Source organism: Endozoicomonas sp. 4G (assembly GCF_023822025.1).
Classification (GTDB): domain Bacteria; phylum Pseudomonadota; class Gammaproteobacteria; order Pseudomonadales; family Endozoicomonadaceae; genus Endozoicomonas_A.
Genome location: NZ_CP082909.1, coordinates 4,813,487 through 4,828,198, shown reverse-complemented (window position 1 = coordinate 4,828,198; position 14,712 = coordinate 4,813,487). Strand labels below are relative to the sequence as shown.

At 47.1% G+C, this 14,712-nt stretch carries 7 protein-coding genes; 3 read left to right on the top strand and 4 right to left on the bottom strand.

Features of this window, described 5'->3' with window-relative positions; genetic code table 11:
- Positions 1 to 51 precede the first annotated feature (51 nt).
- The 4 genes from K7B67_RS18985 to K7B67_RS18970 form a co-directional block, all read right to left on the bottom strand.
- Positions 52 to 2,823, bottom strand: coding sequence for an RING finger domain-containing protein (locus K7B67_RS18985; protein ID WP_252177433.1), 2,772 nt, complete (start codon positions 2,821 to 2,823; stop codon positions 52 to 54).
- A 64-nt stretch (positions 2,824 to 2,887) separates the two neighbouring features.
- Entirely contained in the window at positions 2,888 to 5,887 is a 3,000-nt protein-coding gene (locus K7B67_RS18980) for an RING finger domain-containing protein (RefSeq protein ID WP_252177432.1), read from the bottom strand.
- Between the two features lie 64 nt (positions 5,888 to 5,951).
- Complete coding sequence (locus K7B67_RS18975) at positions 5,952 to 8,609, bottom strand: RING finger domain-containing protein (protein WP_252177431.1); 2,658 nt, start codon at positions 8,607 to 8,609, stop codon at positions 5,952 to 5,954.
- A gap of 3 nt (positions 8,610 to 8,612) precedes the next feature.
- Positions 8,613 to 11,597 (bottom strand): RING finger domain-containing protein, encoded by a 2,985-nt coding sequence (locus K7B67_RS18970; protein WP_252177430.1) that lies wholly within the window; start codon positions 11,595 to 11,597, stop codon positions 8,613 to 8,615.
- A gap of 183 nt (positions 11,598 to 11,780) precedes the next feature.
- Here K7B67_RS18970 and K7B67_RS18965 point away from each other — a divergent pair, with 183 nt between their 5' ends.
- The 3 genes from K7B67_RS18965 to K7B67_RS18955 are packed head-to-tail and all read left to right on the top strand — an operon-like array spanning position 11,781 to position 14,704.
- Positions 11,781 to 13,460 (top strand): hypothetical protein, encoded by a 1,680-nt coding sequence (locus tag K7B67_RS18965; protein ID WP_252177429.1) that lies wholly within the window; start codon positions 11,781 to 11,783, stop codon positions 13,458 to 13,460.
- 6 nt (positions 13,461 to 13,466) lie between these two features.
- Entirely contained in the window at positions 13,467 to 14,015 is a 549-nt protein-coding gene (locus K7B67_RS18960) for a hypothetical protein (RefSeq protein ID WP_252176297.1), read from the top strand.
- Complete coding sequence (locus tag K7B67_RS18955; RefSeq protein ID WP_252180576.1) at positions 13,991 to 14,704, top strand: transposase; 714 nt, start codon at positions 13,991 to 13,993, stop codon at positions 14,702 to 14,704. The genes K7B67_RS18960 and K7B67_RS18955 overlap by 25 nt, the downstream gene beginning before the upstream one ends.
- The last annotated feature ends 8 nt before the right edge of the window (positions 14,705 to 14,712 follow it).

The window sequence follows — 14,712 nt, the reverse complement described above, 5'->3', positions numbered from 1 at the left end:
TATTGGTAGTGCATCAGAGAATAGCCAAGAATTTCCGGGATGTTGCTGGAGTTACTCTTCCTTCCATAGTTCAGTAATTTTCACAATGGCGCCGGGACCATCAGATACTGGCAAAAAACTTTGGGTCAGCACAAAGCGGCTATCGCCGCTGAAGCTGGCTGATTCGATTGGATTGGGGTGGCGGATAGTGATTTCTGCCAGCGATGAATCGTCCTTCAGGAAAGTGATTTTCGCGATATCATCAATACCAAAGGTCATCACAAAGCGGCCATCGGGACTGAAGGTGGCTGAAATGAGCGGGCCGGTATGATCGGTAATGAGTCTTTCTTCCCATGATCCATCATCCTTGTGGCTATGGATTTTTGCCGTTCCATCACGACCGGCGGTTACTGCATGTCGGCTATCGGGACTGAAGGTGGCTGTGAGGATCACATCATTGTGGTGGATAGTGATTTCTTCTTCCCATAATGCATCGGTCTTTTCACCGTAGATTTTTGCCTGTCTGTTGTGACTGGCGGTCACCACATAGCGGCTATCGGGACTGAAGGTGGCGGTGTGGATACGCTCACTATGGGAAATGATGGCTTTTACTCCCCATGATCCGTCGGCCCGTTTACCAATGATTTTAACCAGTTTATCCTCCCAGCCGATAGTCAGCACATGTCGGCTATCGGGGCTGAAGTTGGCTGATCTGATCCGACTATAGGTTCCAACGTGGCTGATGGTGTGTTCTTCTTCCCATGATTCATCGTCTTTCCGGACAATGATTTTTGCCGTGCCATCGTGACTGGCGGTCACCACGTAGCGGTTATCAGGGCTAAAGATGGCTGAATTGACCCAGTCCTCATGGATAATGATAAATTTTACTTGCCATGATCCAACGGTGGATTTGCCCGTGATTTTTACCACGTTATCTTCGCTGACAGTCACCACATGGCTACCATCATCACTGAAGCTGGCCAAATGGATCGAACCATCATGGTTGATGCTCCCTTCTTCTTGCCATGGTCCACCCTCTTTCTGAACATGGATTTTTGCTGTCCCATCGTCACTGGCGGTCAACACACGGCTATTATCGGCGCTGAAGGTGGCTGAATGAATGGGCCCATGGTGGCGGATAGTGATTTCTTCTTGCCATGATCCATTCTCCTTCTGAATATGGATTTTTGCTGTCCCATCGTCACTGGCGGTCAACACACGGCGACTATCGGCGCTGAAGCTGGCGAATCTGACCGGACCATCGTGGTGGATAGTGAACTCTTCCTGCCAGGGTTCATCGGACCGATAAACATAGATTTTCGCAGTGCCATCGTCACTGGCGGTCACCACACGCTGGTTATTGGGGCTAAAGGCATTTGAGTTGATCTCACCGTCATGGTGGATCTTGGCTTTTGTCGCGGGATGAATGATGCGTCGCAAGAGTTTTACAAACTGTGAATCATCAGATGCCTGGCTGCGATGTCGGCACAATTGGACGAAATGGTACAAGGTTTCATAGCTTGTTTCTGTTCCATTCCATTCCTCAACAGCTCTTTCTGCAATAGCTAAAGAGTGACGACCGTCGTATTTCTTCAATAGTTTGTCAAAGTCGTTAAGTTTTGTACTTAAGGCGTTTAATTCTGTAGGACATGTAGGGCAAGGTCTAATTGAGCCATCGTGCTGCCTTTTTTTGAGCCGCTGATTTAAACAATGGACGTGATAAAGGTGATTGCAGGGTGTTTTTACTATATTTGACGTGCGTACAAACCGCTCCTGACATACCGCGCACTCTGCACCAATAATGTGTGTAGGTTCTTCTTTATCCAAACGCAGTGCATCATCGTCAAAAGCACTGATAACGATGTCATCATCTGTGGTTTCAGAGGCACTCATCAGCTGGCTGTTGTGAGACAAAATCCTCAGGTAGTGGTTGCCAGTGGCTGCTACCAGCTGCTTGATAAATTGGTTGCCTGTTGAGTGCTCAAGGGAAGAATGCGGCAGTGCCAATATCGCCTCAAGAGGAGTAATAGTATTGCCCATGGCGTTTGTGCCTTTTGTTTCCAGAACCTGCAAACGCTGAGGCATGTCCAGCTTATCCAATATTTCCCTGAATTCAAAAGCGGCGTTGGGATCGTCGCTGTCAATGATGGCTAAAAGCTGATTGGCAAGTGCCTGAAGATCCAGGGTCGAAGCATTATTTTTACTCTGCTCTCCATTGTCGTCTTTTCTGTTATTGCCATCGCCGCTGCTGCCATTACCTTCTCCCGGTGATTTGCTCTCCCGATCCTCAGGTGCTTCTCTTTTCTCCTGTTGGTGGTTAGTTGCGTCATTTGATCCTGCATTGGGTTTGCTGCCAGAGGGTTGTCCATCCTCATTACCTGCCTGTCGGCCATCGCTGGCCAGGCGAGTTGTGGCGGCACCAGAATCCTTACCTACGGACATCAGCCAGTTGATGACGGGTTGCAGAATAGTCAGGTCAATTTCGAACAATCCCGATGGTCTGCCACCGCCACCTCCCCAGGGAGGAGGAGGCAAATAAAAAAAGCCACCGTTGCCTCCGTTGCCGACACTGGGAAAATCGGCGTTGCCAGCGGGCTTGCCTCCTGTCACTGTCAGGGTGCTATTGCGCGTTTTCTCATCATTGGTTTCACTCCGAAACTTGCGCCCATCGGGATGATGATGGTCAATAAGCGTTGCGGAATAACATAACGGTACAATCATCATAGCCAGCATCATAGCCAGCAGAGAAAGAACAAAAATACCAACCGTGCCCTTCTTGCTTGTCAGGAAATGCCAGAACAATCCGTGTTGAATATTTGTTTTGGAAAAATAAAGTAACGTCATGGGTGAATCTCATTATTGGTAGTGCATCAGAGAATAGCCAAGAATTTCCGGGACGTTGCTGGAGTTACTCTTCTTTCCATAGTTCAATGATTTTCGCAATGTTTTCGGTACCTCTATTAAGTGACACCAAACCGGTGGTCACCACAAAGCGGCTATTGGCGCTGAAGGTGGCTGAGGATATCGGGCCAGAGTTGTGGATAAGGAGTTCTTTTTTCCCTGTATTGCCCAGGATATTGATTTTCGCCGTAGGATCGTCACCAAAGGTCATCAAATAAAAGTTATTGGGACTTAAGGTGGCTAAGGTGGCTAAAGTAGAAGGGCCATCATGAAGGACGCTGATTCCTTCTTTCCATGATCCATCATTCATGTGTCTACGGGTTTTTACCGTTCCATCCAGACTGGTGGTTATTGCACGTCGGCTATTGGCACTGAAGATGGCTGAGGAGACCCTATGATTGTGGTAGATCGTGATTTCTTCTTCCCATAATACATCACTCTTTTCTGCGTAGATTTTTGCCTGTTCGTCGAAACTGGCGGTCACCACATGGCGACTATCGGGACTGAAAGTGGCTGAGCTGATGTCATCATTGTGGTAAATGATGACTTTTTCCCGCCATGATCCATCGGCCTGTTTGCCAATGATTTTAACCAGGTTATCCTTGCCGACAGTCAGCACATGTCGGCTATCGGGGCTGAAGGCGGCTGATAGGATCAGGCCATGGGTGCTAATGTGGCTAATGGTGAATTCTTCTTCCCATGAGTTATCGCCTTTCTGGCCAATGATTTTTGCCGTGCCATCGTTACTGGCGGTCACCACATAGCGGTTATCGGGGCTAAAGATGGCTGAGTTAACATGGTTCCTATGGAGAACGATAAATTTTACTTGCCATGATCCATCGGTGGATCTGCCCTTGATTTTCACCACGTTATCTTTGCCAACAGTCACCACATGGCTACCATCAGGACTGAAGCTGGCTAAATGGATCGGATCATCATGGTCGATGCTCCCTTCTTCTTCCCATGATCCACTCTCCTTCAGAACATAAATTATTGCTTCACCGTCACTGGCGGTCAAAACACGGCCATTATCGGCGCTGAAACTGGCTGAATGAATGGGCCCTTGGTGGCGGATAGTGATTTCTTCTTCCCATGATCCATCCTCCTTCCAAACATGGATTTTTGCTGTCCCATCGTCACTGGCGGTCAACACACGGCGACTATCGGCGCTGAAGCTGGCTGATTTGACCGGACCAGCGTGGCGAATAGTGAATTCTTCCTTCCAGGATCCATCGGACTGAAAGACATAGATTTTGGCAGTGCCACCGTCACTGGCGGTCACCACACGTTGGTTATTGGCGCTGAAGGTGGCTGAGTTGACTTTACCGTCATGGCGGATCTCGGCTTTTACCTTGGGAGAAATGTAACTTCGCAAGATATCTAAAAACTTTGAATCATCAGATGCCTGGCTGCTATGTCGGCAATATTGGAGAAAATGGTAAAAGGCGTCAAAATTTGTTTCTTCTGGATGTATTTCATCCGCTGCTCTTGTTGCAGTAGCTAAAGAATGACAACCGTCGTATTTTATCAATAGTTTGTTAAAGTCGTTAAGGTTTGTTCTTAAGCCATTTAATTGTGTACGACAGGTAGGACAATCCTGAATTGCACGATTCTGCCTCCTGTTTTGGAGCCACTGACTTAAACAATCAACGTGATAAAGGTGATCACAGAGCGTTTTCACTATATTTGACGAGCGTTCAAACTTATCCTTACATATCGCGCACTCCGTACCAATAATTTGTCTGGATTCATGTTTATCCACACGCAGTCCATTATTGACCGAAGTAGTGATCGTCATGTAATCATTTTGCATACGCAGTTCATTTGATAAGCGTATTAATTCATCGATCGATGAGTGCTGGTTAAATTGTTCCAAGGTATCCAGAAAAGAGGTGGGGAATGTTAATGATTGTTCATTTTTTATAATCTCATTCCTTATGGGCAAATCTGATATTTTTTCTAATAGATTGCGAATACGCTCAACCGGGTTTGAATGAAGCAGGAACAATTGAAGGAAGTACTCAGTAAAGTAACATTTTTCGAAATGCCCTATCTGCGGTGGTTGGTCGGATTGGTTGAGCTTGTGGATTATGTCCAGAACAACCTCAGACAAAATCATCTGGTGGTTGTTGCCAGCGGCTTCTATCAGCAGCCCGATAAATCGATTGCGTGTTGAGCGCTCATGGGAAGGACGCGGCAGTGCTAATATCGCCTCAACGGGAGTAACAGTATTGCCGCTGATGTTTGTACCTTTTGTTTCCAGAACCTGCAAACGCTGAGGCATGTCCAGCTCATCCAACAGTTCCCTGAATTTAAAAACGGCGTTGGGATCGTCGCTTTCAATGATGGCTAAAAGGTGATTGGCAAGTTGCTGAAGGTCCTGGGTCGAAGCGTTATTTTTACTCTCCTCGCCATTGTCGTCTTTTCTGTTATTGCCATCGCCGCTACCATTATTGCCTTCTCCGGGTGATTTGTTCTCCTGATTTTCAGGTACTTCTTTTTGCTCCTGTTGATGGTGGTTATTTGCGTCATTTGATCCTGCATTGGGTGTGCTGCCAGAGGGTTGACCATCCTCATTGGCTGCCTGTCGGCCATCGACAGAGTTCTTACCCATGGACATCAGCCAGTTGATGACGGGTTGCAGAATAGTCAGGTCAATTTCGAATAATCCCGATGGCCTGCCGCCGCCACCTCCCCAGGGAGGAGGCAAATAAAAGAAGCCTCCATTGCCACCGTTGCCGACACTGGGAAAATCGACATTGCCAGCGGGCTTGCTTCCTGTCATTGTCAGGGTGCTATTGCGCGTTTTCCCATCATTGATTTCAGTCCGAACCCTGTACCCATTGGGATGATGACGGTCAATAAGGTTTGAGGAATAGCATAACGGCACGATCATCATAGCCAGCAGGGAAAGAACAAAAATACCAACCATGCTCTTCTTGTTTGCCAGAAAACGCCAGGACAATCGGTGTTGAATGTCTGTTCTGGAAAAATAAAAGAACGCCATGGGTGAATCTCATTGTTGGTAGTCCATCAGAGAATAGCCAAGATTTTCTGGAACGTTGCTTGATTTATTCTTCCTTCCATAGTTCAGTAATTGCCACAATGTTGCGGGGACCAACAAAGCCTGACGAAAAACTTTGGGTCAGCACAAAGCGGCTATCGGCGCTGAAGCTGGCTTCGAAGATTGACTTGGGGTGGCGGATAGTGATTTGTTCTTCCCATGATCCATCGCCCTTCAGTTGAATGATTTTCGCGGTACCATCCACACTAAAGGTCATCACAAAGCGGCCATCGGCACTGAAGGTGGCTGAAATGACCCGACGAAAATGATGAATAGTGAATCCTTCTTCCCATGATCCATCATTCTTATAGCTATGGATTTTTGCCGTTCCATCATCACAGGTGGTTACTGCATGTTGGCTATCGGGACTGAAGCTGGCTGACCTGATCCAAAAATTGTGGTGGATAGTGATTTCTTCTTCCCATGATACATCGGTCTTTTCGCCGTAGATTTTTGCCTGTCGGTCGAAACTGGCGGTCACCACATGGTGGCTATCGGGACTGAAGGTAGCAGACCAGATACCTCCACCATGGGTAATGGTGGCTTTTACTACCCATGATCCGTCGGCCCGTTTGCCAATGATTTTAGCCACTCCATCATTGCCGACAGTCAGCACATGTCGGCTATCGGGGCTGAAGTCGGCTGATTGGATCCGAGCATTGGTTCTAATGTGGCCGATGGTGAGTTCTTCTTCCCATGATTCATCGTCTTTCCGGGCAATGATTTTTGCCGTACCATCGTCACTGGCGGTCACCACATAGCGGTTATCGGGGCTAAAGATAGCTGAGTTGATACGGTCTCTATGGACAGCGATGATTTTTACTTGCCATGATCCATCGACCGATTTGCCCGTGATTTTCACCAGGTTATCTTCGCCGACAGTCACCACATGGCTACCATCAGCACTGAAGCTGGCTAAATGGATCGGACCATCATGGTTGATGATCACTTCTTCTTCCCATGATCCATCCTCCTTCTGAACATGGATTTTTGCTGTCCCATCGTCACTGGCGGTCAACACACGGCGACTATCGGTGCTGAAGCTGGCTGAATTAATGGGCCAATCGTGGCGGATAGTGATTTCTTTTTGCCATGATCCATCCTCTTTCTGAAGATAGATTTTTGCTGTCGCATCGTCACTGGCGGTCAACACACGGCGACTATTGGCACTAAAGGTGGCTGATCTGACACAATCATTGTGGAGAATGGTGAGTTCTTCCTTCCATGATCCATCGGACTGATAGATATAGATGTTCGCAGTGCTATCACGACTGGCGGTCACCACAAGGCGGTTATTGGCGCTAAAGGTGGCTGAGTTGACCGTACCGTAATGATGGATCACGGCTTTTATCACGGGATTAAGGATGCTTCGCAAGAGTTTTACAAACTGTGAATCATCAGATGCCTGGCTGCTATGTCGGCAAAATTGGATAAAATGGTACAGGGTTTCATAACTTGTTTCAGCTTCATTCCACTCCTTAACTGCTCTTTCTGCAATAGCTAAAGAATGACAACCGTCGTATTTTTTCAAGAGTTTGTTAAAGTCGTTAAGTTTTTTACTTAAGTCGTTTAATTCTGTACGACATATAGGGCAAGTTCTAATTGAATCATCGTACTCCCTTTTTTTGAACCACCGATTTAAACAATCTATGTGATAAAGGTGCTTGCAGGGCGTTTTTACTATATTTGACGTGCGTACAAACTGCTCCTTACATATCGCGCACTCTGTATCAACAATGTGTGCAGGTTCTTCTTTATCCACATGCAGGGCATTATCGTCGAAAGCATTGATAGCGATGTAATCATCTGTAGTGTCAGAGTCACTCATCAAGTGGCTTTTGTCAGACAAAATCATCAGGTAGTGGTTGTCAGTGGCTGCTATCAGCTGCTCGATAAATCGGTTGCCTGTTGTGTGCTCATGGGAAGAACGCGGCAGTGCCAATATCGCCTCAAGAGGAGTAACAGTATTGCCCCTGATGTTTGTGCCTTTTGTTGCCATAACCTGCAAACGCTGAGGCATGTCCAGCTTCTCTAACATTTCCCTGAATTTAACAGCGGCGTTGGGATCGTCGCTTTCAATGATGGCTAAAAGCTGGTTGGCAAGTACCTGAAGCTCCTGAGTCGAAGCATTATTTTTACTCTGCTCGCCATTGTCGTCTTTTCTGTTATTGCCATCGCCTCTGCCATTATTGCCTTCTCCCGGTGATTTGTTTTCTTGATTTTCAGGTGCTTCTCTTTTCTCCTGTTGATGGTGGTTAGTTGCGTCATTTGATCCTGCATTGGGAGAGGGTTGTTCATCCTCATTAGCTGCCTGTCGGCCACCACCAGAATCCTTACCTATGGACATCAGCCAGTTGATGACGGGTTGCAGAATAGCCAGGTCAATTTCAAACAATCCCGATGGCCTGCCGCCTCCACCTCCCCAGGGAGGAGGAGGTAAATAAAAAAAGCCTCCGTTGCCGACACCGGGAAAATCGGCATTGCCAGCGGGTTTGCCTCCTGTCACTGTCAGGGTGTTATTGCGTGTTCTCCCATCATTGGTTTCAATCCGAACCCCGTGCCCATCGGGATGATGACGACTAATAAGGGTTGAGGAATAGCATAACGGCACAACCATTATGGCCAGTATGGAAAGAACAAAACTGCACCTTGAGTTCTGAAACATCAATTATTCTTCCTTCCATAGTTCAGTAATTTTCACCATGCCGCCCTTACCATCAGATGCTGGCAAACCACTTAGAGTCAGTACAAAGCGGCTATTGGCGCTGAAGCTGGCTGAGGTGATTGAACAGGGGTGGTGGATAGCGATTTGGATCTTGCTATTCAGGTCAATGATTTGCGCGATACTACCCCCAAAGGTCATCATAAAGCGGCCATCGGCACTGAACCTGTCGTAAGAGGGCTGACGTATATCATGGATAGTGCGTCCCTCTTCCCATGATCCATCATTCTTGAGGTTATGGATTTTTGCCGTTCCATCATCACTGGCGGTTACTGCATGTTGGCTATCGGGACTGAAGATGGCTGTGAAGATCAAATCATCGTGGTGGATAATGATTTCTTCTTCCCATAATGCATCGGTCTTTTCGCCGTAGATTTTTGCCTGATGGTCGTAACTGCCGGTAATCACATGGCGGCTATCGGGACTGAAGTCAGCTGTGTCGATAAAACCGCTATGGGAAATGATGGCTTTCACTCCCCATGATCCGTCGGCCCGTTTACCAATGATTTTAACCAGGTAATCATCCTCGCAGACACCGAGCACATGTCGGCTATCGGGGCTGAATTCAGCTGAAAAGATCGGACTATCGGTGTTAATGTATTCTTCTTGCCATGATCCGTCGTCTTTCTGGCCGATGATTTTTGTCGTACCGTCGTCACTGGCGGTGACCAGATAGCGGTTATTGGGGCTAAAGATGGCTGAGTGGACCCAGCCCTGATGGATAACGATAAATTTTACTTGCCATGATCCATCGGCGGATGTGCCCGTGATTTTCATCAGGTCATCTATGTCGACAGTCACCACATGGTTACCATCAGCACTGAAGCTGGCTAAAACGATCGAACCATCATGGCTGATGATCACTTCTTCTTTCCATGATCCATCCTCCTTCTGACCATGGACTTTTGCTGACCCATTGTCACTGACGGTCAACACACGGCGACTATCGGCGCTGAAGTCGGCTATATGGATCGAATCAACATGGCTGATGGTCATTTCTTCTTGCCATGATCCATCTTCCTTCAGAGCATGGATTTTTGCTATCCCATCGTCACTGGCGGTCAACACACGGCGACTATCGGCACTGAAGCTGGCTAATTTGACCGGACCATCGTGGTGGAAAGTGAACTCTTCCCGCCAGGATCCATCGGTCTCATCGCTATGGATTTTCACAGTGCCGTCGTCACTGGCGGTCACCACACGGTGGTTATTGGTGCTGAAGACGGCTGAGTGGATCCTGCCGTGATGGATAATTTCGGCTTTTGTCACGAGATGAGGGATGCGTCGCAAGAGTTTTACAAACTGTGAATCATCAGATGGCAGGCTGCTATGTTGGCAAAATTGGACAAAATGGTACAAGGCTTCATAACTTGTTTCTGTTTTATTCCATTCCTTAACTGCTCTTTCTGCAGTAGTTAAAGAATGACAACCGTCGTATTTTCTCAATAGTTCGTCAAAGTCGTTCAAATTTATTCTTAAGCCATTTAATTGTGTACGACAGGTAGGACAATCTTGAATTGCACGATTCTGCCTCCTTTTTTTGAGCCACTGATTTAAACAATTAACGTGATAAAGGTGATTACAGGGCGCTTTCACTATATTTGACGAGTGTACAAACAGCTCTCTACATATCGGGCACTCTGCACCAATAATTTGACTGGGTTCCTGTTTATCCACACGCAGTGCATTATCGCGAAAAGAAGTGATTGCTATGTAATCATTTTGCATACGCAGTTCATTTGATAAGCATAATAATTCATGGAACGAGGGGTGCTGGTTAGATTGTGTCAAGATATCCAGAAAAGAGCTGGAGAATTTCAATGATTTTGTATCATTTATAATCTCATTCCTTATGGCTAAATCCGATATTTCTTCTAATAGATTGCGAATACGCTTAACCGGGTGTGAATCAAGCAGGAATAATTGAATGAAGTACTCGGTAAAGCAACGTTTTTCAAAACGTCCTATGGGCGGCTGTTGCTGAGATTCATTGACCTTGTGGATTATGTCCAGAACAATCTTATACAAAATCATCAGGTGGTTGTTGTCAGACCAAATCATCGGGTAGCTGTTGCCAGCGGCTGCTATCAGCTGCTTGATAAATCGGTTGCGTGTTGAGGGTTCATAAGAACGCGGCAGTGCCAATATCGCCTCAAGAGGCGTGACTCTACAGCCAGTGATGTTTGTGCCTTTTGTTTCCAGAACCTGCAAACGCTGGAGCATGTCCAGCTGATCCAACATTTTCCTGAATTTAACAGCGGCGTTGGGATCGTCGCTTGCAATGATGGCTAAAAGCTCATTGGCAAGTACCTGAAGGTCTTGAGTCGAAGCATTATTTTGACTTTTCTCGCCATTGTCGTCTTTTCTGTTATTGCCATCGCCGCTGCTACCATTAGCTTCTCCAGGTGATTTGTTCTCCTGATCTTCGGGTGCTTCTCTTTTTTCCTGTTGATGGTGGTTAGTTGCGTCATTTGATCCTGCATTGGGATCGCTGCCAGAAGGTTGTCCATCCTCATTGGCTGCCTGTCGGCCATCACCAGAATCCTTACCTATGGATATCAGCCAGTTGATGACAGGTTGCAGAATAGTCAGGTCAATTTCGAACAATCCCGAGCCCGTACCTCCCCAAGGCGGAGGAGGCAAATAAAAGAAACCTCCGTTGCCGACACCGGGATAATCGGCATTGCCAGCAGGCTTGCCTCCTGTTAATGCCAGGGTGCTATTGCGTGTTCTCTCATCATTGATTTCAATCCGAAACTTGCGTCCATCGGGATGATGACGGTCAACAAGGGCTGAGGAATAACATAAAGGCACAACCATTATAGCCAGCAGGGAAAGAACAAAAATATCAACCATGGTCTTCTTATTTGTCAGTAAGCGCCAGGACAATCCGCGTTGAATATCTTTTCTGTAAAAATAAAGGAACGCCATGGGTGAATCTCATTATTGGCATTGCATCAGAGAATAGCCAAGAATTTCTGAGACGTTGCTGGAGTGTAAGTATTCGAACACACAACACTGCATTCCTCCTCTGCCGGATTAAGTCCTGATATCTGTCAATTCTTCCCAGAAAACTCATCTATAATTGTGCTTTTAGCGAATTCGTAGCCTGATATGCGCTGTACTGGATTGCTGGCCAGACTTGTTTTTGTCCTTCTGCTGGTGGCTTCTGGCAATGCCATGTTGGACGATGTCAGTGCCAGCGAGTCTGTCACTTATCTCGAAACTCTGCTTATTCAAGCCTTGGAAGATGAAGCAACACTTTCCCGTCATGCCATTCAATACCTTGCGCTAACAGGTCAGGACTCCAGGTCTTTCATTGATAACCTTGCAGGTAATTATTCTTTGCCATGGCTGAACATGATTCAACAGTTCCAGCACTCACTGCCGGGCTGTTCTGAAGAGCCTTTCTTACTCGAATCTATTCTGAACTTCTTCATAAGAAAAACGTCGTTTACTCTTCATTGGGAAGCGCAATGGAGAGGCTGGCAGCAAGCGCTGAAAAACCAACCAGACCACTTTTTACTCCACTGGCTTGCAAGGGATTGGTTGCGATGGGTGCCTGGTGGCGGTCACTGGAAAGCGGATCAGTTCTGGCAATCATGGCTGGCAGAGCAGGCAATAACGCCTGATTGGAAGCGTCTTGGGCAATTACACTATCCAGGCCCCTGCCAGGATGTGTCAAAACAAAGTGGAGGTGCTTTCGGGTTGCCCGGTGCGAGCGCCCATATTCTTCATGACCGGGGTGGTGGTCAGGATGTGGTTATTCGTCGAGGCGGTTCAACGCCCTACCATCCTGCCCGGCAAACGTTGAGGCACGCCACCCGGTTTTATCACTTTGTCGCCAGTCATTCCTCCCGACGAGGCAGTACTCACCGCGCTTCAAGTCATGTGCAGGAAAACGTCTTGCAGAAGTCGTTTGATGAACAACAGGCTCAGATCCAGCAACGTTTAAACAGTAGCCCTCTGTCAGAGCAAAACTGGCAGGCAATGATTGACCTGCTGGAATCGGTTCTGCCCAAAGCGTCCAATCCGGAAGAGGCCAGGCAGTTAGTCAGCCGTCACAGGAGCCAGCTTGGCTTGGTGAAAACCCACCACAGCATCGTGGCGCGTTTCGATACGGAACCGATTCAGGCTAGAAAAAATCATATTACCTTTTTAGAGAACGAAGGGCGTTCTCTTTTTTCCGAAGCAAGACGACAGCACGATATAGAAGCGGCGCAGTGGGAAATTCGTAGTTTTGAAATGTTTGAGGCTATGTCCCAAAACCGACAACAGATGACCACGGATGAATACCGAAACTGGCTGGAATACAGCATGGCTGAGTTCAATGGTCTGCGCCATCATCCGCAACTGACCGCCCCGATACGGTGGGAGCAGCATGGGGCTCAGTTCAGTGCCAGGGTTTGCCACAGGCAAGCCGGATGCTTCAAAAAAATCTGGGCTTCAGGCATCACAGCCTTGGGCGAAGCAGATAACCCCAGCGAACTCCAGAACCATAATGCGTTAATGGTGCTTTTAGATGGCGTTGCCGATCTGGAGAAGCTTCGTCTACAGGCGCTGGCAGATATTCAGGCTCAGCGGCAACAGACACCGGATGAAAACCTGCTGTTCACTGCCCTGGAAACCCTTGGTCGGGGTGAAGACCCGCTGACCCAGGGTATTGAGCAGGCAACGGAAAGTATGGTCAGAGTCTCTTACCAGCACTTTCCAGAAGGAACTGAACGGGTTCTTCATGCTCTAAGGGAACTGGCGATCAAAATCATACCGGAGTATGGTAGGCAGCAAGCTTAAACTCCTATGTCATTGATTGCTATGTCTACCTCTGTTGCTATTCCTCAAGAAGCCAAAGACGTCATTAAGTTTGCAGCCAAACAACTCACTGGCATGAAAAAAAGAATCTTCATGGCTGAGGTGTCGAAAAAGCTCTGCTACGAGAGTCCCCGCTTAACGGAGTCAGAGTTTGGTTGGAGCAGAAAGTCCGTAGAACTCGGTATCAATGAGCTACGGACAGGGTTCGAGTGCTTTGGCCATTATGAAGTATGTGGCAAGCGCCGTTCAGAAATTAACCTACCACAATTAGAACAAGACATCCGTAGTCTGGTTGAACCGGAAAGCCAGGCAGACCCACAGATGAAGAACACATTAGCCTATACTCGCATTACAGCTAAAGCGGTTCATCGAAAGCTCATTGAAGAAAAAGGCTGGGCGGAAGATCAGGTTCCCAAAGTGCGAACCATTAATGATATTCTCAATCGCCTGGGCTATAAACTGCGTCGGGTACAAAAAACCAAACCCCAAAAAAAGTCCCGGAAACCGATGCCATTTTTGAAAACGTCCACCGAATAAACGAAGAAGCTAAAAACAACAAAAAAGCGTTGCGAGTCAGCATAGACTGCAAAGCAACAGTTAATCTTGGCGACTTTTCCAGAGGGGGTAAATCTCGTGGGAAGGCTCCTGTTAAAGCACTTGATCATGACATGGCTACGAAGAGTAAACTGATTCCTTTTGGCATTCTCAATCTTGAAAACGACCAACTCCATATTTTCTACGGCAATTCGAACAAAACCAGTGATTTTGTCTGCGATGCGTTCGAGTGGTGGTGGGATCTGGTGAAAGAAGAAAATCCGGAGGTAGAGGAGATTGTTATTTTTGCCGATAATGGTCCGGAAAATAATAGTCACCGCACTCAGTACCTCTCAAGGCTGGTGCGTTTCAGTCAAAGCAAAGGCCTGAAAATTCATGGGGTGTACTATCCTCCCTATCACAGCAAATACAACCCCATCGAACGTAGGTGGTCTTCGCTGGAAAATCATTGGAGTGGGACGTTATTGAATACAGTGAGCACTGTATTGAAATGGACGGAAACTATGACATGGAAAGCGATGAGTCCTGTGGTTAATCTGCTGGACAAGTTTTATCCCAAGGGAGTGAGACTTGGAAAATCAGAAATGACTGATATAAATCCATACATTATCAGGAATCCGAAACTACCAAAGTGGGATATGACTGTCGTTCCTGAATCGGTAGTTTCTTAACCGCCACT